Raw genomic sequence first — 20360 nt, 5'->3', positions numbered from 1 at the left:
AAATCCGCCTGTAATTAGGAAGGAGGCCAACAATGAGCGAACGTAATGCCCGTAAAGTATTAGTCGGTAAAGTAGTTAGCGACAAAATGGATAAAACGATTGTGATTGCTGTAGAAACTTACAAAAAACATGATCTCTACCATAAACGCATTAAAGTGACTAAAAAATTCAAAGCTCATGATGAAAACAACACCGCACAAATCGGTGATACTGTTAAAATCATGGAAACTCGTCCTTTGTCCAAAGACAAAAACTGGAGACTGGTCGAAATCGTTGAAAAAGCTGTTATAATCTAATGTAGCGTAGTTTTTCCGAAAGGAGGATAAATAAATGATTCAACCATTTACACGTTTGACTGTGGCTGACAATTCCGGCGCGAAGGAACTGATGTGTATCCGTGTGCTCGGTGGTACGGGACGTCGTACAGCTCAAATTGGTGACCTGATCGTTTGTTCCGTAAAACAAGCAACACCAGGCGGCGTTGTCAAAAAGGGTGATGTAGTAAGAGCGGTTGTCGTTCGTACTAAACGTTCTATCCGCCGTAAAGACGGTTCCTACATCGGATTTGATGAGAACGCAGCAGTGGTCGTAAAAGAAGACAAGAGCCCACGCGGTACTCGTATTTTCGGACCAGTTGCTCGCGAACTTCGTGACAAGGACTTTATGAAAATCGTTTCCTTGGCTCCGGAAGTGATCTAAATTCACCTTAAAATGTGCCCGTAGGAGGTGTACGAAATGCCAAAAGTGAAAAAAGTTCTGGAATCCCATAACAACAAGCTGCACGTCAAAAAGGACGATACTGTTCTGGTGATTACAGGTAAAGATAAAGGTAAAAAAGGTCGCGTTATCGCTGCTTACCCTCGTCAAAACCGTGTGCTTGTGGAAGGTGTTAACATGATTAAAAAACACCAAAAGCCTAATCAGCTGAATCCACAAGGCGGCATCATCGAGAAAGAAGCTCCGATTCACGTTTCCAACGTTATGCACATTGATCCGAAGAGCGGAAAAGTAACTCGTGTTGGTTACAAAGTATTGGACAACGGAAAAAAAGTGCGTATTGCAAAACGTTCAGGCGAAGTGATCGACTAATTATTTTTTGAAGAAAGGAGGACTATGATTCATGGCAACAACAAGAATGAAAGAACGTTTCTTGAAAGAAATCACTCCTGCTTTGATGCAGAAGTTCAACTATACAACAGTGATGCAAGTGCCTAAAATCGAGAAAGTTGTAATCAACATGGGTGTTGGCGACGCAGTTCAAAACTCTAAAGTGCTTGATTCAGCTCTCAATGACATGCAGCTGATTGCTGGTCAAAAACCAGTTATCACTCGCGCTAAAAAATCTATTGCAGGTTTTAAATTGCGTGAAAACATGCCAATCGGTGTTAAGGTAACACTTCGTGGCGAGCGTATGTATTATTTCTTGGACAAATTGTTCAACATTACACTTCCTCGCGTACGTGACTTCCATGGTGTATCAACAAAAGCTTTCGACGGACGTGGTAACTACACGCTTGGTTTGAAAGAACAGTTGATCTTCCCGGAAATCGAGTATGATCAAGTTGATAAAGTTCGTGGTATGGACATCGTTATCGTAACGACTGCCAAAACTGACGAAGAGTCCCGTGAGCTTCTGACTCAGCTGGGCATGCCTTTCGCAAAGTAATGTTGGCATAACGTTTTGGGCGTCTGATTTAAAGGACCCCTGTTCTCCGAAACTATTTAGGAGGTGTCAGGCTAAGTGGCAAAAACTTCAATGAAAGTCAAACAACAACGCACACCAAAGTTTAAAGTTCGTGCTTACACTCGTTGTGAGCGTTGTGGTCGTCCACATTCGGTGCTGCAAAAGTTTAAGATCTGCAGAATTTGCTTCCGTGAATTAGCTTATAAAGGCCAGATTCCTGGCGTGAAAAAAGCAAGCTGGTAAAAAGTCCTGTTTAGGAAGGAGGTTTATACACAATGACTATGTCTGATCCAATTGCAGATATGCTTACTCGTATTCGTAACGCGAACACAGTTCGTCACGAAACGGTAGAAATGCCTGCATCTACAATGAAAAAACAAATCGCCGACATCCTGAAACGTGAAGGATTCATTCGTGATGCGGAATTTGTTGAAGATAGCAAACAAGGGATCATCCGTGTTTTCTTGAAATACGGTGCGAACAACGAACGTGTTATTACAGGTTTGAAAAGAATCAGTAAACCAGGTCTTCGCGTTTACACGAAGAGCAATGAGATTCCACGCGTTCTGGGTGGACTCGGGATCGCAATCATTTCAACATCCAAAGGTATCATGACTGATAAAGAAGCACGTCAGTCCAAAGCCGGCGGAGAAGTGGTTTGCTACGTTTGGTAAGATAACGTTTAAAAGATAGGAGGTGCAACAGATATGTCCCGTATTGGTCGTAAACCAATCACAGTACCAAGTGGTGTTGACGTAACTTTGAACAACACAGTGATCACAGTTAAAGGTCCTAAAGGAACATTGACTCGTGAGCTTCACAAAGACATGTCCGTTACTGTGGAAAACAATGAAATTAATGTAGTTCGTCCTTCGGACAACAAACTTCACCGCTCTTTGCATGGAACAACCCGCAGCGTTGTCAGCAACATGGTAAGTGGTGTAACTGAAGGCTTTTCCAAATCTCTGGAGCTGGTTGGGGTCGGATATCGTGCAAGCAAATCCGGAGATAAAATCGTTCTGAACGTTGGATACTCTCACCCGGTTGAAATCACACCGGAAGCGGGCATCGAATTCGAAGTTCCTTCGAACACTAAAATCATCGTTCGCGGAATTGATAAAGAGCGTGTAGGTGCCTACGCTGCTAAAATTCGTTCCGTTCGTGAACCTGAACCGTACAAAGGTAAAGGGATTAAATACGAAGGCGAGCGCATCATCCGTAAAGAAGGTAAAGCCGGTAAGAAGAAATAAGTTTCTTACCGACTTTGTGCGGTCTTTCTGCAGGAAAGACTTCGTACTTCTTTTTTACCCAGTGCGTCTTAGTATAAAGTTTTAAAAGGCAAACTGAAGGGAGTGAAAACTTGAGATGATTACAAAACAAGATAAAAATAAAGCACGTGTCAGAAGACATCTGCGTGTACGTAAAAAAATCGAAGGTACGGCTGTACGTCCTCGTCTGAACGTGTTCCGCTCTTCCAAGCATATCTACGCACAACTGATTGATGATGTAGCTGGTGTAACATTGGTATCTGCCTCCACTATGGATAAAGAACTGAGCAGCGAAATCAAAAACGGTGGTAGCGTTGAAGCAGCTCGTAAGGTTGGCGAACTCGTTGCTAAACGTGCAAAAGAAAAAGGTCATGCTAACATCGTATTTGACCGTGGTGGATACTTGTATCATGGACGAATTCAAGCTTTGGCTGATGCAGCTCGCGAAGCAGGCCTTGAATTTTAAGACATTTCTCAAAAGGAGGTTAACGACTTGCGTGTAGATCCGAATACTTTGGAACTGACTGAAAGAGTAGTAAATATTAATCGTGTAGCTAAAGTTGTCAAAGGCGGACGCCGTTTCAGCTTCAGTGCTCTGGTAGTAGTAGGCGACGGCAACGGCTGGGTAGGCGCTGGAATCGGTAAAGCTGGCGAAGTACCTGATGCGATTCGCAAAGGTATTGAAGATGCTAAGAAAAACCTGATTCACGTTCCACTCGTAGGTACAACAATTCCTCACCTTGTTACAGGTAAGTTCGGTGCTGGCCGGGTTCTGCTGAAACCGGCATCGGAAGGTACTGGGGTTATCGCTGGTGGTCCAGTTCGTGCTGTACTGGAGCTTGCTGGTGTAGGTGATATCTTGACAAAATCTCTGGGTTCTTCGAATTCCATGAATATGGTCAATGCGACTTTGGAAGGTTTGTCACGCTTGAAACGCGCTGAAGAAGTTGCAAAATTGCGCGGCAAATCTATCGAAGAGCTGCTGGGCTAAGGAGGGAATATCATGGCGAAATTAGAAATTACCCTCGTTCGTTCGTTGATCGGCCGTCCTGGTACTCAGAGAACGACTGTTAAGACGCTCGGCTTGCGTAAAATCAACCATAAAGTAGTTCAACCCGACAATGCAGCAATTCGCGGGATGATTAATAAAGTTAGCCATTTGGTTTCTGTTAAAGAAATCGAGGCTTAAGAAATAAAGCAATTTAACAATAATCAAGGAGGTGCAACGAACGATGAAGTTACATGAGCTTTCCCCAGCTCCAGGTTCACGCAAAGAACGTAAACGTTTGGGTCGTGGTCCTAGTAGCGGTACGGGTAAAACTTCTGGTCGTGGTCATAAGGGTCAAAACGCTCGTTCCGGCGGTGGTGTACGTCCGGGCTTCGAGGGTGGTCAAAACCCACTGTATCGTCGCTTGCCTAAACGCGGTTTCGTAAATCCTACTCGTAAAGAGTATGCGGTTTTGAATATCGAAGATTTGAACAGTTTTGCAGCGGGTACAGAAGTAAGCCCTGAGTTTTTGCTGAACAATGGCATTGTGAAAGACGCGAAGTCCGGAATTAAAATTCTGGGTAACGGTGAAATCACTGTGAAATTGACAGTTAAAGCGAACAAGTTCTCTCAATCTGCGGTAGAGAAAATTGAAGCTGCCGGCGGTAAAACCGAGGTGATCTAATGTTCAAGACCCTGAAAAATATATGGCGGGTTGAGGATCTTAGAACCCGTATCCTGTTTACCCTGTTTATACTATTTGTATATCGTATTGGCTCTTTTGTGCCGGTTCCCGGCGTGAACAAGCAAGTCTTTACATCTCAGGATCAGGCAGGAAGCGAGTTATTTGGACTCCTTAATACCTTCTCAGGGGGCGCTTTGTATCAGTTTTCGATCTTCGCCCTCGGGATTATGCCATATATTACAGCGTCTATCATTGTGCAGTTGCTGTCAATGGACGTGATTCCGAAACTTGCGGAATGGGCTAAACAAGGAGAGCATGGGAAAAAGAAGTTGGCTCAACTTACGCGGTATGGTACGGTAATACTGGGCTTGATCCAAGCATTCGGAACGTCGATCGGCTTTAACCGACTGTACGGTGCAGCGATGATTCCTGGAGCGACTTTTGCTGATTATTTGGTCATTGCAATTGTGCTTACAGCAGGGACTACGTTCCTTATGTGGCTTGGTGAGCAAATTACCGAAAAGGGAATCGGCAATGGTATCTCCATTGTTATCTTTGCAGGGATTGCGGCAGGTATTCCAAGACATATTCGTACGATTGTGGAATCCCAGTTTATTCAGGCAGATCAGCTGTTCATGAATATTCTGAAGGCAATTATTATTGCCTTGGTAGTTATTCTGATTATTGTTGGTGTTATCTACATCCAGCAAGGTATTCGGAAAATACCGGTACAATATGCGAAACGTGTGGTTGGTAACAAAATGTACGGTGGCCAGAATACGCATATTCCGATGAAGATTAATGCGGCAGGCGTTATTCCGGTAATTTTTGCGGTATCATTGCTGCAATTCCCGACAATTATTGCGAGTTTCTGGGCGGATCATGCGTGGGCTAAGTGGGTTACCACTTACTTGTATTATGACAAGCCGCTGGGCATGGTTTTGTATGTCGTAATGATTATCGGTTTCACATTCTTCTATACCTTTGTACAGATGAATCCGCAGCAAATGGCCGACAACATGAAGAAAAACGGCGGCTATATTCCGGGGATTCGCCCGGGTAAAGCTACGGAGAAATACCTGACACGAGTAATGTCACGGTTGACGATGACAGGGGCTTTGTTCCTTGCAGTCATATCCGTATTGCCAGTATTCTTCGGTTCGCTTTCGGGCTTGCCTCGCTCCGTGCAAATTGGCGGTACTTCACTGCTCATTATTATCGGTGTTGCATTGGATACAATGAAGCAAATCGAAAGCCAACTGATTAAACGCCACTACAAAGGCTTCATCAACAAATAGGCAATAGGTTCCGGCTTAGGATGTTCGCATGCTTACCGGCACCTTTTGTGCTGTTTCTTGTGTAGGGGTCGTCTGAGGAGTGACAGGTTGTGAATATTTTGATCATGGGCCCTCCGGGGGCTGGTAAAGGTACACAAGCAGATGTCATTGTGAAGGAATTCGGCATTCCTCATATCTCGACAGGCGATGCATTTCGCCTGGCGATGAAACAGGGAACACCTATTGGCATTAAAGCCAAAGAATATATCGACAAGGGTGAACTTGTTCCTGATGACGTAACAATCGGCATCGTTGAAGAACGGCTGCAACAGCCGGATTGCAAGAAAGGGTTCTTGTTGGACGGGTTTCCAAGAACTTTAGCTCAGGCTGAAGCCTTGGATCAAATTTTGGGCCGTTTGAGCACGAAGCTTGATGATGTCATCAACCTGAAAGTGGATCGTGACAACTTATTGGCTCGAATCACAGGACGGCGGGTTTGCAAAAGTTGTGGAACTAGCTATCATGTTGTCTTTAATCCTCCTAAGGTTGAAGGCATTTGCGATAAAGACGGTGGGGAGCTCTATCAGCGTCCTGACGATAACGAAGATAGCGTAAGAACACGGCTAGACGAATATAGTAATAAAACAGCACCACTCCTCACGTTTTATGAGAACCAGAATCTTCTGCGTCATATTGACGGTGAACAGGATATTGATGTGGTTTCCCAAAATATCGTGTCCTTGTTGCGGGGTTAGCTGTAATGATCATTTGCAAGTCGGGAACGGAATTAAGCTTTATGAGGAAAGCTGAGAGTATGGAGACGGAAACGACCCATTACTTGGCAGAACACATCGAGCCCGGTATTACGACCGGTAAACTTGATCATTTAGCTGATCAGTATATTCGCAGTCAGGGAGCTGTGCCGTCTTCTAAAGGTTATGATGGTTTTCCTGCTAGCATTTGCGCTTCAGTCAACGAACAACTGGTGCACGGATTTCCCGGCAGACGCAAGTTAAACAAAGGCGATATCCTCGTGAAAACTCGCCAGTTTACAATGTCGCATGCCATTCGGCAATATATTGAGAATCCAAACCGTGGTATTCCCGAACAGGGGTCGAGGCTGAAAACCGGCATTAAGCTGGCTATTGAATCAATGATTCAAATAGGTTCTCGCCATGTGGGGACGCTGGAAGACAACTGGACGGTCGTTACGGTGGGCTTGGTTCCTTGTGCTCGTAACGGGCACACGAAGACGGTCGCAACGGACGGCATGGACATTTTCACGAAACTGAGTGCGTAGGTGATTGGAATGATTCAGCAAGGAAACCTGCAAATCGGTCAGCTGGTGAAGATTCTGAAAGGCAGAGGTGCCGGACAGATAGCGGTTGTCGTTTCAATAGCGGACAGCAGGTTTGTATATATTGCGGATGGGGATAAACGAAAGTTTGATCAAGCGAAGAAGAAAAATGTTCTTCATTTGATGCCTCAGTCTAAGATTAGTAGCGAGATTGTAAACAGTTTAAACGAAAGCGGTCGGGTGACGAATGGAAAGCTGCGTCACGCAGTGAAAACTTTCCTGGACTCGTCCGAATACCAAGCTGAAGAGAAAGGAGACTGACTTTGGCCAAGGAAGATGTCATTGAGGTTGAAGGTACGGTAATCGAGCCACTGCCAAACGCTACGTTTAAGGTAGAGCTGGAGAACGGTCACCAAATTCTTGCTCATGTTTCCGGAAAGCTGCGGATGCACTTTATCCGTATTTTGACAGGCGACAAGGTGGTTGTACAGTTATCGCCTTACGATTTAACTAAAGGCCGTATAACGTACCGCAAGTAATTCATGCAGGTTTTTATTAAACGTACGTCATTTAAAAAAACTTGTTTTGCTCGGCAAAACGATGTGAATGTTCACGAAGCGAGTTTTACCAGGGTAAAGCTTGGAGGAGGTAATCAACATGAAGGTAAGACCTTCTGTAAAACCTATTTGCGAGAAATGCAAAGTCATTCGCCGCAAAGGGAATGTAATGGTTATTTGCGAAAATCCGAAACACAAACAAAAACAAGGTTAATAGAAGGGGGTGTAGCGTAAAATGGCTCGTATAGCTGGTGTGGATTTACCACGTGACAAACGCGTTGAGATCGCCTTGACTTACATTTTCGGAATCGGTAAAACGACTTCTCAGAAAATTTTGAAGGAAACAGGCATCAGTGCAAACACGCGTGTTCGTGATTTGACTGAAGATGAAGTGAGCAAATTACGTGAAACGATCGACAAAGAAGTTAAAGTAGAAGGCGATCTGCGTCGTGAAATTTCCTTGAATATTAAACGTCTGACTGAGATTGGCTGCTACCGTGGTGTTCGTCACCGTCGTGGATTGCCTGTTCGCGGACAACGTACTAAAACCAATGCTCGTACCCGTAAAGGTCCTCGTCGGACTGTAGCGAACAAAAAGAAATAAGAAGGGAGGATAACATTCAATGGCTAAACCGAAAAAAGTTGTACGTACAAAACGCCGTGACCGTAAAAATATCGAGAGTGGCGTGGCACACATCCGTTCCACGTTCAACAACACGATCGTTACGATCACAGATCCACACGGTAATGCAATCTCTTGGGCAAGCTCAGGCGGTATGGGATTCCGCGGTTCCCGTAAATCTACTCCATTCGCTGCACAAATGGCCGCAGAAACTGCTGCCAAAGCTGCTATGGAACACGGCATGAAAACTGTCGAAGTTATGGTTAAAGGACCAGGCGCAGGCCGCGAAGCAGCAATCCGCTCTTTGCAAGCTGCTGGTCTGGAAGTTAACCTGATTAAAGACGTAACTCCGGTACCTCATAACGGATGCCGTCCTCCAAAACGTCGTCGCGTCTAATGAGATTTCTCCTCTGCGTGTAGTATAGATCCGGCACAAATTGCCAAGAATGGATGTTTAGGTATACTGCATGATTGACTATGGATAAGGTGAATGTTTCATATAGGAGCGACGTTTTGAAGGAGGGATATTGCAGTGATAGAAATCGAAAAGCCGAAAATTGAGACGGTCGACGTCAATGATGATGGCACCTATGGAAAATTCGTAGTAGAACCGCTGGAACGCGGATACGGTACGACGCTGGGGAACTCGCTTCGCCGTATTCTGTTATCCTCGTTACCGGGGGCAGCAGTCACATCGGTTCAGATCGATGGGGTTTTGCACGAGTTTGCAACGGTTCCCGGTGTGAAGGAAGACGTAACGGAGATCATACTGAACTTGAAAGCTTTATCGCTTAAAATCCACTCGGATGAAGAGAAGGTACTCGAAATCGATGCGGAAGGCGAAGGAGTTGTAACGGCAGGAGATATCCGTGCGGATAGTGATGTGGAAATTCTTAATCCGGATCTTCACATTGCTACTCTCGGACCGGGTTCGAGACTTCACATGCGTATTTTTGCCAATCGCGGTCGCGGTTACGTTAAGCAGGATCGGAATAAACGTGATGACCAGCCGATCGGCGTCATTCCCGTCGACTCCATCTACACTCCGATTGCACGCGTGAACTACGGCGTAGAAAATACGCGTGTCGGCCAGGTTACGAATTATGACAAGCTGACACTTGAGGTTTGGACTGACGGAAGTATTCGTCCTGAGGAAGCAGTGAGCCTTGGAGCCAAAATTTTGACCGAGCATGTAATGTTGTTCGTGGGTCTCACGGACGAAGCAAAAGATGCTGAAATTATGGTCGAAAAAGAAGAAGATAAGAAAGAAAAAGTTCTTGAAATGACGATCGAAGAGCTGGATCTCTCCGTCCGTTCCTATAACTGCCTTAAGCGCGCTGGTATCAATACGGTACAAGAACTCACGACTAAATCCGAAGAAGATATGATGAAGGTCCGCAACTTGGGTCGCAAATCTTTGGAAGAAGTACAAGAGAAGCTTGAGGAACTTGGTTTAGGACTTCGTACGGAAGAATAGACAGCAACGTTTTTGTGAAGGAGGGGAAATTACATGGCATACCAAAAATTGGGCCGTAACTCCAGTGCCCGTAAAGCTTTGTTTCGTGATTTGGTAACCGATCTGTTCTTGTACGAGCGTATCCAAACTACTGAGGCTAAAGCAAAAGAAGTTCGTTCTATTGCTGAAAAGCTGATCACCAAAGCAAAAAAAGGGGATCTGCACGCACGCCGTCAAGTGGCTGCGTTCGTTCGCCGTGAAACTGTTGATGGTGAGCAGGATGCAATCCAAAAACTGTTTAGCGAATTGGCTACACGTTACAATGAGCGTCCAGGTGGATACACTCGTATCTTGAAACTGGGACCTCGTCGTGGCGACGCTGCTCCAATGGTATATCTGGAATTGGTTGACCGCGCGTAGACAGGCGAAGATGAGGGAAGGGTGGACAGAATCAGCTTGATTCTGAACAACCCTTTTTTTCTCTTGGAGAAGTCCGGAGGGGCTTCTCCTTTGCTATGTTCGGTTAATCCTCATAGACCCAGAGATTACCCTGTAAAGGTGTGAAGAAACGTGCGGAACTTGTGCATGAAAGTGAACTACGACGGAACCGAGTATGATGGTTTTCAGACTCAGCCCAGCGGCAATACGATTCAGGATTATCTGGAGAGTGCTATATGTTCATTGACGGGGGAACGTCTTAAAATCACAGGTTCAGGTCGCACAGACGCTGGTGTACATGCATATGGGCAAGTATTTAATTTTCATACCGAGTCGCCTATTCCTATTGAACGTTGGTGCCTTGCCCTAAATGCGTGGTTGCCCCGTGATATTATTGTTACGGATGCGAGAGAGGTGCCGTTGTCTTTTCATGCGCGCCGTATGGCGAAGCGGAAGACTTATCGGTACAGCATTAATGCTAACCGATTTCCAGACATCTTTCACCGTCGTACACAGGCGCATCACCCAACAAAACTAGATGTACAAGCAATGGAGCAGGGACTAGCACATTTAGTGGGGACCTTTGACTATACTTCTTTTGCATCTCGACGTTCCCAGAAGACGAATCATGTCCGCACCATTTACGAGGCCTATATGACGGTAGACCATTCCTTTTCACGTCCGGGTTCGGATGATCAGGGAATTATTCATACTTATATTACAGGTAGCGGATTTTTGCAGCACATGGTTCGGATTATTATGGGAACCTTGCTCGAAGTGGGCGAAGGAAAGAAGTCAGCCGATGATATTCCATTTATTTTAGAGGCGAAAAATCGTTCAAAGGCAGGGCCTACAGCGGTAGGACATGCTTTAACTCTCTGGAGTGTGGAATATGAGGAAAACATCAAAAAACATTGATTTTTCCCTTGCGAATTTGCTGGTTATCCTGTAATATAAAAGTTGTGTTTTCTTAATGGCTTTCCCACAGCCCCAATTAAGATGATCACATTAAAGCAACATCTAATCCATCAATAATGTAGCAAGTTAACGAACGAAGATAAATGACGATTTCTGTTAATGAACTTAAGGAGGAAACTTTTTATGCGTACTACGTATATGGCTAAGCCAAATGAAGTTGAGCGTAACTGGCACATCATCGATGCTGAAGGTAAAACGCTCGGTCGTCTGGCAAGCGAAGCAGCTGCGTTGATCCGCGGTAAACACAAGCCACAATTTACACCACATGTGGACACAGGTGATTTCGTTGTTGTAATCAATGCAGAGAAAATCGTATTGACTGGTAAAAAAATGGAGAACAAGAAATACTACCGTCACTCCATGCACCCAGGTGGTTTGAAAGTAACAGTTGCACAAGACATGGTTAAAAACAAACCTGAACGTATGTTGGAATTGGCTGTTCACGGTATGCTTCCTAAAACTCGTCAAGGCGAAAAAATGAAGCTGAGATTGAAAGCTTACAGAGGCACTGAGCATCCACATGCAGCACAAAAACCTGAAGTTTACGAACTTCGCGGATAATTAAAAGGAGGACAGTTTCATGGCACAAGTACAATACTATGGGACAGGTCGTCGTAAACATTCGGTAGCTCGTGTTCGTCTCGTACCGGGTGAAGGACGCATTGTCATTAACAAGCGTGATATTAATGAATATTTCGGTTTGGAAACACTCAAACTGATCGTTAAACAACCATTGAACCTGACAGAAACAATTGGTAGCTATGACGTACTCGTTATTGCTCATGGCGGTGGTATCTCTGGTCAAGCAGGCGCAATTCGCCACGGTATTTCACGTGCTCTGTTGAAAGCAGACCCGGAATTCCGTCCAGCTTTGAAAAAAGCAGGCTTCCTGACTCGTGACCCACGTATGAAAGAACGTAAGAAGTACGGTCTTAAAGCTGCTCGTCGTGCACCACAGTTCTCGAAACGTTAATATCAACGTTCAAAGGCTCTCAACCATTGGGTTGGGGGTCTTTTTTATTTAAATTGAAGCTCAATTGTTTTTGAATGTGTAGTTTTGAAATTTAGCAACCGGTTGTTCATTGAGGCTATTTGTCCCCTCGTGTGTTATTTCCCATTTCCTTTGATGTGTACGCCACTTTTAAGTAAAGTAAGGGATTATGTGTCTAGAATGATGAAAACGCTTAGAAACCTCATCCTATGCGTTTAAAAAAGATGTGCCCTTTGCTTGAAATAGATTTTTAAGTACAAGTAATCTTTTTATCTTTCTTTTTTCGTTCAATAGCCTCGCTCATCTATTTCAATTTTATCTGTTATTAACCTCTTATGTCGGCTAACGCTCACCATCAACCTTAAGGATTTGCTCATCGTTTTTACTACGATAACTAGGGCAAATCAAGCTGCCTTGTGCTCCCTATTGTGGAGAGCGAGCTGCTGACGATCAAAACTTTGGGTTCCAGGCACGATGGGCGCGTGGGCTAATCTGTAGTCTGATCTTAATGATAGACCGCGCTTGTGGGAAACTGGGGCGTCTGAATGGACTGCTGCAATATCAGTACATAATCTATCGTGATTCGACTTCGTAAGCGTTTAGGGGATATCTCACTTTGAGATCCTGAGTTTGTTAAAGTATATATGTTTATTCATCCAATGGCTTGGGTGCAGTAGATAAACTTGTGGAAGATGGTGTCTTTGACTAGTACCTTTTAGTTACAATTAAACTTAAGGATCATTCCAAATGAAGTTGTATAAGAATATTTTATATATGGTTAATGAACCTGTTCGGATGCGGAGGATGGGGTTATAAAATGCTGACAGAACAACGCTCCTGCTGATTTCAGGATGAAGAATGCCTATTTCAAAGTACATTACTGTGGATTGACAATGAGTAAGAAAGTTTTATACTTTATTTATTCTTATTAGTTTAGTCGGTATTGAAAAAGGTACTTATTTATGAATCTTCAAATGGAGGCGCATTAATAATGAATTTATTGGAGAAAGAAGCATTGATTAAGGTCAAAGCGATTGAACTGGAAGAGGCGACGCCCGAGGAAATTATCCAGTATGCTGTTCAAACATTTCCCAATCTCACTTTTGCCTGTAGCTTTGGGGCGGAAGACGTAGTCCTTGTAGATCTGCTGCAAAAAGTTAGCCCCTCCACCGACATCTTTTACTTGGACACCGACTATCATTTTCAAGAAACGTACGATACACGAGATCAGATCAAGGCTAAATATAACCTGGATTTTGTTCGGGTATCTCCCTTAATTACTCCCGAAGAGCAAGCGGCTAAGTATGGGGAAGAGCTGTGGAAATCGGATCCCAACACTTGCTGTGGTATACGCAAAGTTGAGCCGCTAACACGCATTTTATCTCAGTATGATGCATGGATTACCGGCATTCGCCGCGACCAGGCACCTACCCGTGCGAATGCCAAAAAGGTAGAGTATGACCAGAAATTTGGACTTGTTAAATTCAACCCGCTAGCAAGCTGGACATCAGAAGACGTGTGGAATTATATCCATACTCATAAAGTGTTGTATAATCCACTGCATGACCGCAATTATCCAAGTATTGGATGTGAGCAATGTACACGGCAAGTCCTACCAGGTGAAGATCCTCGTGCAGGACGCTGGTCAGGCAATGAAAAAACCGAATGCGGGCTCCATAAATAAAACTGCACACAGTAGCTGTGAATCGTATTTCTAAAAGGAAAGGAAGTGCACTATGACTGCAATTCTTCCGCATGGCGGAACACTAGTTGATAGAATCATCACAGGCCCGGAGCAAAAAGTCCTTTTGCAGGCTGCACGTGAATTGTTTTCAATTCGAGTGAACTCGTGGACTATTTCTGACCTGGATTTGATTGGGGTGGGAGCGTTCTCCCCATTGACCGGGTTTATGAACGAGTCTGATTATCGGTCGGTGGTTACAGATATGCGTCTTGCCGATGGTACAGTTTGGAGTATTCCCATTACGCTTGCAATTACAGATAGCATAGCCAGTGAACTAAACGTGGGTCAGCAAGTCGCTTTGATAGGTGAAACAGACGGAACTATCTATGCAGTGCTTGATATTGAAAGTATTTATCAGGTTGATCAGGCCGAGGAAGCCAGACGTGTATTCAAGACGGATGATCCAGCTCATCCTGGCGTGAAAAAGCTGTTGGACCGACCAGCCACCTATGTGGGAGGCTCTGTGCAGGTGCTAAACCGACCTGAACCTGCACAATTTGGCGATTTTTATTACACACCAGCACAGACACGCCATCATTTTGCTGAAAAGGGCTGGAAAACGGTAGTCGGCTTTCAAACGCGTAATCCGGTGCACCGTGCGCATGAGTACATTCAGAAAAGCGCGATGGAGATTGTTGATGGACTATTTCTCAATCCGCTCGTCGGTGAAACCAAGTCAGATGATGTTCCAGCAGATGTGCGCATGAAGAGCTATTTAGTACTGCTGGATAATTACTATCCGGCGGATCGGACATTTCTGGGTGTGTTTCCTGCTGCCATGCGATATGCTGGGCCGAGAGAGGCAATTTTCCACGCTATTGTGCGGAAGAACTATGGTTGCACCCATTTTATTGTTGGAAGGGATCACGCCGGTGTAGGAGACTATTATGGTACCTACGAAGCGCAGGAAATATTCAGGAATTTTACTGCTGAGGAGCTGGCCATTACTCCATTGTTTTTTGAACACAGCTTTTATTGCACCCGTTGTGGAAATATGGCTTCGAGCAAAACCTGTCCTCATCCCAAGGAGCATCATTTGACGCTCTCGGGCACCAAGGTACGGGAATTGTTACGCTCCGGGGTTTGTCCGCCGCCTGAGTTTACACGACCAGAAGTCGCTCAAGTGCTGATAGAAGGCATGAAAGAATTTGTTCATTCCTGAGTTGTACTATTTACACGCCTCGTCCCATATAGATCATTAGTATCTGTATAGGACGGAGGCGTTTTGTTATGCATAAAAATAATCGTAAACACCAGGTTACACTGTGGATTCGCTATCGGACGCTGCAAAAAATGCTATTGGGCTGTTGTCTCGCCTTTCTGTTTATTGTACTGACTATGTATGAGATACCTGCTTCGAGAGTATGGACCCATTGGAGTCTTCCGCTCGCGGGTAAAGTAATTGCTATAGATGCAGGACATGGAGGGCCTGATGGAGGGGCAGTTAGCAAGGAGGGTGTCATTGAAAAGGACATTAATCTGGCGATCGCTTTTTATTTGCGGGATTACTTACAACAAGCAGGAGCCGTTGTCGTCATGACACGTGAGGATGACCGCGATCTGGCGCTGCCAGATACCAAGGGCTATTCCAGAAGAAAAACGGAGGATCTAAAACAACGTGTGCGCATGATTGAGGAGCATAAAGCGGACCTTTTTTTGAGTATTCACATGAACAGCATCCCATCCAGCCGTTGGAGTGGAGCTCAAACCTTTTATGTCCCCAACCATGAGGATAATGGGAATTTGGCTTCTCTTATACAGGAGGAGATAAAGCGCAATCTGGAAAATACGGACAGAGTGGCTAAGACCGTAGACACGGTATATTTGTTAAAGGCCCTTAAAATGCCCTCAGCCCTCGTGGAGGTCGGATTTCTATCCCATCCAGAGGAAGCCCGCCGATTGAGTGACGTAACCTATCAGAGACAGGTGGCGGCATCCATCTATAAGGGGATTTTACGTTATAGCGCCGGGGAAAAGGGGACATCGTCAGCACCTAAAGTCAGATAGTGGTATACTGTAATTGTTTACAACTACGTAAATTCATTGAAGCAGAGGTGCTGATTATTCATGCAATCTAGAGAGCAAGTTATAGAGCTACTTCAACAGGTACGAGAGCCTCATACGGGCCGTCGTCTGGTTGATCTTCATTTTATTCGGGATGTCGTTGTGAAAGAAGATCGCGTATCCTTGACCGTGGTTAGTTTAAATTCGGAGGAAGGGGTACAGGCAGATTTGGAGCGGGAAATCCGGCAGACGTTGGAAGAGGCGGGCCTGAGTCACGTTCATATTCGTACTCGGGAAGCCTCTGAGCATGAAAGATTCGCTATTCAAACAGAAGATGATCCCGAAGCAGGGCCTGACCCAGTATTGACCAAGGGACATGCTGTCGGTATGGAAGAACATGAGCTGCTAGATCCAGCATCTGGCGTTCGATTTATTGCCATTGCGAGCGGAAAAGGTGGTGTAGGGAAGTCGACAGTTGCTGTAAATTTAGCTGCTGCTTTAGCTAGACAAGGCAAACGTGTCGGTTTGATTGATGCCGATATTTATGGGTTTAGTATACCAGATATGATTGGGGCAGAGGACGTTCCTTCTGTAGAAGAAGGGATTATTCAGCCAGTCGAGAGATTTGGTGTCAAGCTCATGTCCATGGGCTTCTTTGTCAGGGAGAACAATCCCGTCATCTGGAGAGGTCCTATGCTGGGAAGAATGCTCAGACAGTTTTTTAGTGATGTCCAATGGGGCAAGCTCGACTATATGATACTCGATTTACCGCCGGGTACCGGGGATATAGCGCTTGACGTACACCAAATGATTCCGCAGAGTGAAGAGATCATCGTCACTACCCCTCATGCGACGGCTGCCTTTGTAGCTGCACGCGCAGGGGCAATGGCGCTCCAAACGGATCATAAGGTCATTGGCGTAGTAGAAAATATGTCCTATTATGTTTCCTCTGCTGGTGAAAAGGATTATGTTTTCGGCCGTGGGGGAGGGGCTATGTTGGCCGATAACCTCCATACCAAGCTGCTGGCCCAAATTCCTTTGGGGATCCCGGATAATCATCCTTCAGAAGCTGATTTTTCGCCATCCGTATATAAATCCGAATCGGCAACCGGAGCTATTTATAACGATATTGCCCTTCAAATTACGACGTTGCACGCCGAATCTGAATAAGAAAAAAAGGCTGGTTGCTGAACCAGCCTTTTTATTATTGACCTCCTTGTTCGCCTTCGCCACCACCACCGCCTTCACCGCCACCTTGTTTATCGCCGCCTGCGCCGCCTTGCTCACCACCTTTTTTCTCAACCTTGGGTTGAAGCTCCTCTTGTACGACGGTTTTGAGTAAATTCATAACCTCAAGCCGGAAAATCGGATTCTGCATGGCATCATGCATAACTGTCATAGATTGTTTGCGATATTCAGGGGTTTTAGTCAGGTCCATGAACATCTTGGTCAGTTCTGGCGACTTGAGCATCGTTTCAATGGACTTTTGATAAGATGGGTCCTTTATAAGTTGCATATGAAGTTGTTTGCTTTGGCTGTTGATTGCTTTGGCAAACTCTCCGGCAAAACGCGGATCAGTCATAATTTTTTCGATTTCTTTTTTATACTCAGGTGAAACCAAAGTATCCTTAACTGCGATTTTCATCTGCTCAGCTGATTGCATGGGCATAAGCATTTTCATTCCCATGCTGCCACCGGAAGTTCCACCGGAACCACCACCAGCCCCGCTTTCTTCACCGCTGCCAGATTGACCATCCTTGGACGAACTGCTTTGCCCAGTCAAAGCTTCTTCTACCGCTTTTTTTCCATCATCGCTTTTTAAGATATCGACAACCATCGTTTTCATCTCTTTATAACTGGTCTGGGGAGGTGCAGAACTCTGATCTGAGCCACAGCCGCTCAGTGCAACGCCCAGTACGCATATCATGCTGACAAATCGCAAACGAGTCCAATTCATGGCCGTATTCCTCCTTTATCATGAATGTGGATAGTATGCGAATGAATGAGGAGAAATATGTCGACTGGCTTTTGGTTTTTTGCTGAGAACGATGTAAAATAACTCCTTAAAGATCCATAGCCTGATCGCGAACCTCTTTGCCTTTTACTGTACCCTGTTGAAGCAGTTCAGATACCGTTACGAATTCATATCCTTGCGCGCGCAACTTGTCAATAATGATCGGAAGCGCTTCATGAGTTTGCTTGCAGGAATCACTTGCATGGAGAAGAACGATGTCACCAGGATGCGCTTTATTTACAACGCGGTCGATAATGACCTGAGTGCCAGGATTTTTCCAATCCAAGGAATCTGTATCCCATTGAATGGTTTTATAGCCTAAAGTGTTGGCCACCTGAAGGACTCTTTTGTCAAAGTCCCCATTAGGCATACGAATTAACTTCGGTGCTTGCCCGGTCAGCTCGGTTAGTGTGGTGTGGGCAGTTGATATTTGCTTACGAATGTCCTCGTCGCTTAAGCTGCTATAATTTTCGTGTTTATGTCCATGACTTCCAATCTCAAAACCACTGTCTTTAATTTGATTCACAAGCTCTGGATGCGTTTTGCTCCACGGGGAAGAAAGAAAAAAAGTAGCCTTGGTTACTTTTTTATCCTCAAGTACCTTTAAAATAGGAGCAGTGCGCTTATCGCCCCAGCTAATGTCAAAGGTGAGGGCAATCAGCTTTTTATCAGTGGGTACACTATAAACAGCGGTTGGTGCTTCCTCGGAAAAAACGGTAACATTATCAGTTTCCACATAAATGACCCCAATAGCAAAGACGGCCGCGGCTATTACGATAAAGAACCGTTTGATTTTTTTACCGTTCAGAACATAGAAAAAAGAATTCATAGTATAATAATGCCCCTTTCATCCTAGAAGTGCTTGTTTACTTAAAGCTATGCCGGGGGTTGTCAATTATGCCAATGGACTAACAGGAGGGAAACATCGAATGGGATTAAAAGCATTTTTTCATGATCTACACACGACAAGACGGCTAATTTTAGTTTCAACACTTCTTTTTTGTATAAGTATTGTGGTGGGCTGGTTAAGTACAGGAGCTATCCAATCCATGCTAGCTCAACAAATAGAAGGCTTGGGAGGAGTAGCTCAACGTTTGCAGCAGACTGCTCATCCTCAATGGAGCTTTTTTGTGTTTATCTTTCTCAATAATGCCATCAAGTGTGTGCTAGTTATATTTTTGGGGGCTTTATTTGGAATCGTACCGTTTATATTTTTAATTGTGAATGGAATGGTTTTAGGATTTGTAGTGCATTTGCAGACAGATATGGGAAGAAGTATGTATGAGGTTGTGGTAAAAGGATTGCTTCCTCATGGTGTAATTGAATTGCCTGTTCTAATTATCGCTTGCGCCTTTGGATTGAAGTTTGGGATTAAAGTAATGTCTACGATAGGCTCAAGCATGGGGCTAAAACGAAAAGGAAACGGTCAAACGTGGGAGGTCTATATGAAACAGACGTTGACAGTGTCCATATGGTCTGTCATTTTGCTGCTTATCGCAGCCGCAATAGAGAGTGGCATAACTTATCGCTTATTGTCACATTAAAATATTATGGTCATTTATTTATATATTTACTGAAAATTGAACATAACAAAAGGGAGAGCTTAAAGAAAAATTATGGGAAGAAGTTTGAAACCTTAGCAGTTCAGTTTAAAAACAGGTAAAGATTGGAACAATAGTTGAGCAAATATAAGTACTATATAATATGCTGATAAGGGAGTATGGTCATATGTTGGGAATGCTGTTTAACGAAAAGGAATGCAAGGAACTGGACTACGTTCTTCGTAAGGAGCTCGATGAAATGCTGCTTGACATGAGTGATACACGGTTGGACCAGGATATTCGTTATGCAATAGCGCTTCGGTATAAAACAGTCTTCCGCATGTATGCCCGCTTTGCACCTGCTAAGGAATTATCCAAATATGCCCGCAGAGGGCGTGTTCCTCAAACCAAACAATAAAAGATAAAGATTTTGAGCAAAAAAGTATTGACTCTATTCTATATTCATGGTAAATTAATTTTCGTTCCTTTTTGAAGGATTTGCTCGAAAAAAAAGATTTAAAAAAACTCTTGCAAATTTCAAAAAGAGATGATATATTATAAAAGTCGCCGCTGAGACGCGGCGGTGAAACAAAGTGAAAACAAAAAGCAAAACAGTAATATGCAGGTTTGATCTTTGAAAACTGAACAACGAGTGAGTATATGATTTTGTTCGCAAAATCAACAATGAGATATTTTTATCTCGTCAGTTTCAAATGAGCTAATCGCTCTTTCTATAACCAACTTCGGTTGGTCTTTATTGGAGAGTTTGATCCTGGCTCAGGACGAACGCTGGCGGCGTGCCTAATACATGCAAGT

General features: G+C 44.4%; 32 protein-coding genes and 1 rRNA gene. 31 read left to right on the top strand and 2 right to left on the bottom strand.

Annotated features, from left to right (window positions below):
- Window positions 1-32: 32 nt before the first annotated feature.
- From rpsQ to LCF57_RS23780, 28 genes are all read left to right on the top strand, one after another.
- Window positions 33-296 carry a 30S ribosomal protein S17 gene (rpsQ, locus tag LCF57_RS23915; protein WP_007432574.1) on the top strand — a complete coding sequence of 88 codons (264 nt, stop codon included), beginning with the start codon at window positions 33-35 and terminating at the stop codon, window positions 294-296.
- Between the two features lie 34 nt (window positions 297-330).
- Entirely contained in the window at window positions 331-699 is a 369-nt protein-coding gene (rplN, locus tag LCF57_RS23910; RefSeq protein ID WP_007432573.1) for a 50S ribosomal protein L14, read from the top strand.
- Window positions 700-735: 36 nt separating this feature from the next.
- The gene (rplX, locus tag LCF57_RS23905; protein ID WP_013312155.1) at window positions 736-1089 is read left to right on the top strand and encodes a 50S ribosomal protein L24; all 354 of its coding nucleotides are present in this window, start codon (window positions 736-738) and stop codon (window positions 1087-1089) included.
- A 31-nt stretch (window positions 1090-1120) separates the two neighbouring features.
- A complete protein-coding gene (rplE, locus tag LCF57_RS23900; RefSeq protein WP_007432571.1) occupies window positions 1121-1666 on the top strand; it encodes a 50S ribosomal protein L5 in 546 nt (181 codons plus the stop codon).
- A 75-nt stretch (window positions 1667-1741) separates the two neighbouring features.
- Window positions 1742-1927: a type Z 30S ribosomal protein S14 gene (locus LCF57_RS23895; protein WP_013312154.1), complete on the top strand. Its 186-nt coding sequence runs from the start codon at window positions 1742-1744 to the stop codon at window positions 1925-1927.
- Between the two features lie 32 nt (window positions 1928-1959).
- On the top strand, window positions 1960-2358 hold the full coding sequence (rpsH, locus tag LCF57_RS23890) for a 30S ribosomal protein S8 (RefSeq protein ID WP_014278308.1): 399 nt from the start codon (window positions 1960-1962) through the stop codon (window positions 2356-2358).
- Window positions 2359-2391: 33 nt separating this feature from the next.
- Complete coding sequence (gene rplF, locus LCF57_RS23885; protein WP_025715677.1) at window positions 2392-2934, top strand: 50S ribosomal protein L6; 543 nt, start codon at window positions 2392-2394, stop codon at window positions 2932-2934.
- Window positions 2935-3049: 115 nt separating this feature from the next.
- Complete coding sequence (gene rplR / locus LCF57_RS23880; protein ID WP_007432568.1) at window positions 3050-3418, top strand: 50S ribosomal protein L18; 369 nt, start codon at window positions 3050-3052, stop codon at window positions 3416-3418.
- 27 nt (window positions 3419-3445) lie between these two features.
- Window positions 3446-3943 carry a 30S ribosomal protein S5 gene (rpsE, locus tag LCF57_RS23875; RefSeq protein WP_007432567.1) on the top strand — a complete coding sequence of 166 codons (498 nt, stop codon included), beginning with the start codon at window positions 3446-3448 and terminating at the stop codon, window positions 3941-3943.
- A gap of 12 nt (window positions 3944-3955) precedes the next feature.
- Complete coding sequence (gene rpmD, locus LCF57_RS23870; RefSeq protein WP_007432566.1) at window positions 3956-4141, top strand: 50S ribosomal protein L30; 186 nt, start codon at window positions 3956-3958, stop codon at window positions 4139-4141.
- A gap of 43 nt (window positions 4142-4184) precedes the next feature.
- Window positions 4185-4625, top strand: a complete 441-nt coding sequence (gene rplO / locus LCF57_RS23865) for a 50S ribosomal protein L15 (protein ID WP_007432565.1) — start codon at window positions 4185-4187, stop codon at window positions 4623-4625.
- Window positions 4625-5923 (top strand): preprotein translocase subunit SecY, encoded by a 1299-nt coding sequence (gene secY, locus LCF57_RS23860; RefSeq protein WP_226002912.1) that lies wholly within the window; start codon window positions 4625-4627, stop codon window positions 5921-5923. The genes rplO and secY overlap by 1 nt, the downstream gene beginning before the upstream one ends.
- A gap of 89 nt (window positions 5924-6012) precedes the next feature.
- Entirely contained in the window at window positions 6013-6657 is a 645-nt protein-coding gene (locus LCF57_RS23855; protein WP_226002911.1) for an adenylate kinase, read from the top strand.
- A 5-nt stretch (window positions 6658-6662) separates the two neighbouring features.
- The gene (locus LCF57_RS23850; RefSeq protein WP_226002910.1) at window positions 6663-7202 is read left to right on the top strand and encodes a M24 family metallopeptidase; all 540 of its coding nucleotides are present in this window, start codon (window positions 6663-6665) and stop codon (window positions 7200-7202) included.
- A 9-nt stretch (window positions 7203-7211) separates the two neighbouring features.
- On the top strand, window positions 7212-7520 hold the full coding sequence (locus tag LCF57_RS23845) for a KOW domain-containing RNA-binding protein (protein WP_010348799.1): 309 nt from the start codon (window positions 7212-7214) through the stop codon (window positions 7518-7520).
- A gap of 2 nt (window positions 7521-7522) precedes the next feature.
- Window positions 7523-7738, top strand: a complete 216-nt coding sequence (gene infA / locus LCF57_RS23840) for a translation initiation factor IF-1 (RefSeq protein ID WP_006212898.1) — start codon at window positions 7523-7525, stop codon at window positions 7736-7738.
- A gap of 118 nt (window positions 7739-7856) precedes the next feature.
- On the top strand, window positions 7857-7970 hold the full coding sequence (gene rpmJ, locus LCF57_RS23835) for a 50S ribosomal protein L36 (protein ID WP_003333770.1): 114 nt from the start codon (window positions 7857-7859) through the stop codon (window positions 7968-7970).
- Between the two features lie 21 nt (window positions 7971-7991).
- On the top strand, window positions 7992-8360 hold the full coding sequence (rpsM, locus tag LCF57_RS23830; RefSeq protein WP_007432560.1) for a 30S ribosomal protein S13: 369 nt from the start codon (window positions 7992-7994) through the stop codon (window positions 8358-8360).
- A gap of 19 nt (window positions 8361-8379) precedes the next feature.
- Window positions 8380-8775: a 30S ribosomal protein S11 gene (rpsK, locus tag LCF57_RS23825; RefSeq protein ID WP_007432559.1), complete on the top strand. Its 396-nt coding sequence runs from the start codon at window positions 8380-8382 to the stop codon at window positions 8773-8775.
- Between the two features lie 135 nt (window positions 8776-8910).
- The gene (locus LCF57_RS23820; protein WP_007432558.1) at window positions 8911-9855 is read left to right on the top strand and encodes a DNA-directed RNA polymerase subunit alpha; all 945 of its coding nucleotides are present in this window, start codon (window positions 8911-8913) and stop codon (window positions 9853-9855) included.
- Window positions 9856-9888: 33 nt separating this feature from the next.
- A complete protein-coding gene (gene rplQ, locus LCF57_RS23815) occupies window positions 9889-10254 on the top strand; it encodes a 50S ribosomal protein L17 (protein ID WP_007432557.1) in 366 nt (121 codons plus the stop codon).
- Between the two features lie 150 nt (window positions 10255-10404).
- A complete protein-coding gene (gene truA, locus LCF57_RS23810) occupies window positions 10405-11190 on the top strand; it encodes a tRNA pseudouridine(38-40) synthase TruA (RefSeq protein WP_025715672.1) in 786 nt (261 codons plus the stop codon).
- Window positions 11191-11373: 183 nt separating this feature from the next.
- Window positions 11374-11811, top strand: coding sequence for a 50S ribosomal protein L13 (rplM, locus tag LCF57_RS23805; RefSeq protein WP_007432555.1), 438 nt, complete (start codon window positions 11374-11376; stop codon window positions 11809-11811).
- A gap of 19 nt (window positions 11812-11830) precedes the next feature.
- Window positions 11831-12223, top strand: coding sequence for a 30S ribosomal protein S9 (gene rpsI, locus LCF57_RS23800; protein ID WP_007432554.1), 393 nt, complete (start codon window positions 11831-11833; stop codon window positions 12221-12223).
- Window positions 12224-13232: 1009 nt separating this feature from the next.
- Window positions 13233-13925 (top strand): phosphoadenylyl-sulfate reductase, encoded by a 693-nt coding sequence (locus tag LCF57_RS23795; RefSeq protein ID WP_226002909.1) that lies wholly within the window; start codon window positions 13233-13235, stop codon window positions 13923-13925.
- 52 nt (window positions 13926-13977) lie between these two features.
- Entirely contained in the window at window positions 13978-15147 is a 1170-nt protein-coding gene (gene sat / locus LCF57_RS23790) for a sulfate adenylyltransferase (RefSeq protein WP_226002908.1), read from the top strand.
- 68 nt (window positions 15148-15215) lie between these two features.
- Complete coding sequence (gene cwlD, locus LCF57_RS23785) at window positions 15216-15992, top strand: N-acetylmuramoyl-L-alanine amidase CwlD (protein WP_226002907.1); 777 nt, start codon at window positions 15216-15218, stop codon at window positions 15990-15992.
- Window positions 15993-16052: 60 nt separating this feature from the next.
- The gene (locus LCF57_RS23780; protein ID WP_226002906.1) at window positions 16053-17159 is read left to right on the top strand and encodes an Mrp/NBP35 family ATP-binding protein; all 1107 of its coding nucleotides are present in this window, start codon (window positions 16053-16055) and stop codon (window positions 17157-17159) included.
- Window positions 17160-17193: 34 nt separating this feature from the next.
- Here LCF57_RS23780 and gerD read toward each other — a convergent pair whose 3' ends face one another.
- Window positions 17194-17946, bottom strand: a complete 753-nt coding sequence (gene gerD / locus LCF57_RS23775; protein ID WP_226002905.1) for a spore germination lipoprotein GerD — start codon at window positions 17944-17946, stop codon at window positions 17194-17196.
- Window positions 17947-18052: 106 nt separating this feature from the next.
- Window positions 18053-18832, bottom strand: coding sequence for a polysaccharide deacetylase family sporulation protein PdaB (gene pdaB / locus LCF57_RS23770; protein ID WP_226002904.1), 780 nt, complete (start codon window positions 18830-18832; stop codon window positions 18053-18055).
- A 100-nt stretch (window positions 18833-18932) separates the two neighbouring features.
- Between pdaB and LCF57_RS23765 the strand changes: the two genes are divergently transcribed.
- The 3 genes from LCF57_RS23765 to LCF57_RS23755 all read left to right on the top strand — a co-directional run.
- Window positions 18933-19547, top strand: coding sequence for a stage II sporulation protein M (locus LCF57_RS23765; RefSeq protein ID WP_226002903.1), 615 nt, complete (start codon window positions 18933-18935; stop codon window positions 19545-19547).
- Between the two features lie 184 nt (window positions 19548-19731).
- Entirely contained in the window at window positions 19732-19962 is a 231-nt protein-coding gene (locus LCF57_RS23760) for a hypothetical protein (protein WP_013312131.1), read from the top strand.
- 336 nt (window positions 19963-20298) lie between these two features.
- A 16S ribosomal RNA gene (locus LCF57_RS23755) occupies window positions 20299-20360 on the top strand; the annotation flags it as partial.

The organism is Paenibacillus sp. BJ-4, from assembly GCF_020404765.1.
Lineage (GTDB): Bacteria > Bacillota > Bacilli > Paenibacillales > Paenibacillaceae > Paenibacillus.
Note: the sequence above shows the minus strand (reverse complement) of the source record. Positions and strands in the feature narration are given on the sequence as shown.

Excerpts from the sequence above, each read along its gene's own strand:
- rpsQ (WP_007432574.1), top strand. The coding sequence starts at position 33 with ATGAGCGAACGTAATGCCCGTAAAGTATTAGTCGGTAAAGTAGTTAGC.
- rplN (WP_007432573.1), top strand. The coding sequence starts at position 331 with ATGATTCAACCATTTACACGTTTGACTGTGGCTGACAATTCCGGCGCG.
- rplX (WP_013312155.1), top strand. The coding sequence starts at position 736 with ATGCCAAAAGTGAAAAAAGTTCTGGAATCCCATAACAACAAGCTGCAC.
- rplE (WP_007432571.1), top strand. The coding sequence starts at position 1,121 with ATGGCAACAACAAGAATGAAAGAACGTTTCTTGAAAGAAATCACTCCT.
- rpsH (WP_014278308.1), top strand. The coding sequence starts at position 1,960 with ATGACTATGTCTGATCCAATTGCAGATATGCTTACTCGTATTCGTAAC.
- rplF (WP_025715677.1), top strand. The coding sequence starts at position 2,392 with ATGTCCCGTATTGGTCGTAAACCAATCACAGTACCAAGTGGTGTTGAC.
- rplR (WP_007432568.1), top strand. The coding sequence starts at position 3,050 with ATGATTACAAAACAAGATAAAAATAAAGCACGTGTCAGAAGACATCTG.
- rpmD (WP_007432566.1), top strand. The coding sequence starts at position 3,956 with ATGGCGAAATTAGAAATTACCCTCGTTCGTTCGTTGATCGGCCGTCCT.
- rplO (WP_007432565.1), top strand. The coding sequence starts at position 4,185 with ATGAAGTTACATGAGCTTTCCCCAGCTCCAGGTTCACGCAAAGAACGT.
- secY (WP_226002912.1), top strand. The coding sequence starts at position 4,625 with ATGTTCAAGACCCTGAAAAATATATGGCGGGTTGAGGATCTTAGAACC.
- LCF57_RS23850 (WP_226002910.1), top strand. The coding sequence starts at position 6,663 with ATGATCATTTGCAAGTCGGGAACGGAATTAAGCTTTATGAGGAAAGCT.
- LCF57_RS23845 (WP_010348799.1), top strand. The coding sequence starts at position 7,212 with ATGATTCAGCAAGGAAACCTGCAAATCGGTCAGCTGGTGAAGATTCTG.
- rpmJ (WP_003333770.1), top strand. The coding sequence starts at position 7,857 with ATGAAGGTAAGACCTTCTGTAAAACCTATTTGCGAGAAATGCAAAGTC.
- rpsM (WP_007432560.1), top strand. The coding sequence starts at position 7,992 with ATGGCTCGTATAGCTGGTGTGGATTTACCACGTGACAAACGCGTTGAG.
- rpsK (WP_007432559.1), top strand. The coding sequence starts at position 8,380 with ATGGCTAAACCGAAAAAAGTTGTACGTACAAAACGCCGTGACCGTAAA.
- rplQ (WP_007432557.1), top strand. The coding sequence starts at position 9,889 with ATGGCATACCAAAAATTGGGCCGTAACTCCAGTGCCCGTAAAGCTTTG.
- rplM (WP_007432555.1), top strand. The coding sequence starts at position 11,374 with ATGCGTACTACGTATATGGCTAAGCCAAATGAAGTTGAGCGTAACTGG.
- rpsI (WP_007432554.1), top strand. The coding sequence starts at position 11,831 with ATGGCACAAGTACAATACTATGGGACAGGTCGTCGTAAACATTCGGTA.
- LCF57_RS23795 (WP_226002909.1), top strand. The coding sequence starts at position 13,233 with ATGAATTTATTGGAGAAAGAAGCATTGATTAAGGTCAAAGCGATTGAA.
- sat (WP_226002908.1), top strand. The coding sequence starts at position 13,978 with ATGACTGCAATTCTTCCGCATGGCGGAACACTAGTTGATAGAATCATC.
- cwlD (WP_226002907.1), top strand. The coding sequence starts at position 15,216 with ATGCATAAAAATAATCGTAAACACCAGGTTACACTGTGGATTCGCTAT.
- LCF57_RS23780 (WP_226002906.1), top strand. The coding sequence starts at position 16,053 with ATGCAATCTAGAGAGCAAGTTATAGAGCTACTTCAACAGGTACGAGAG.
- gerD (WP_226002905.1), bottom strand. The coding sequence starts at position 17,946 with ATGAATTGGACTCGTTTGCGATTTGTCAGCATGATATGCGTACTGGGC.
- pdaB (WP_226002904.1), bottom strand. The coding sequence starts at position 18,832 with ATGAATTCTTTTTTCTATGTTCTGAACGGTAAAAAAATCAAACGGTTC.
- LCF57_RS23765 (WP_226002903.1), top strand. The coding sequence starts at position 18,933 with ATGGGATTAAAAGCATTTTTTCATGATCTACACACGACAAGACGGCTA.
- LCF57_RS23760 (WP_013312131.1), top strand. The coding sequence starts at position 19,732 with ATGTTGGGAATGCTGTTTAACGAAAAGGAATGCAAGGAACTGGACTAC.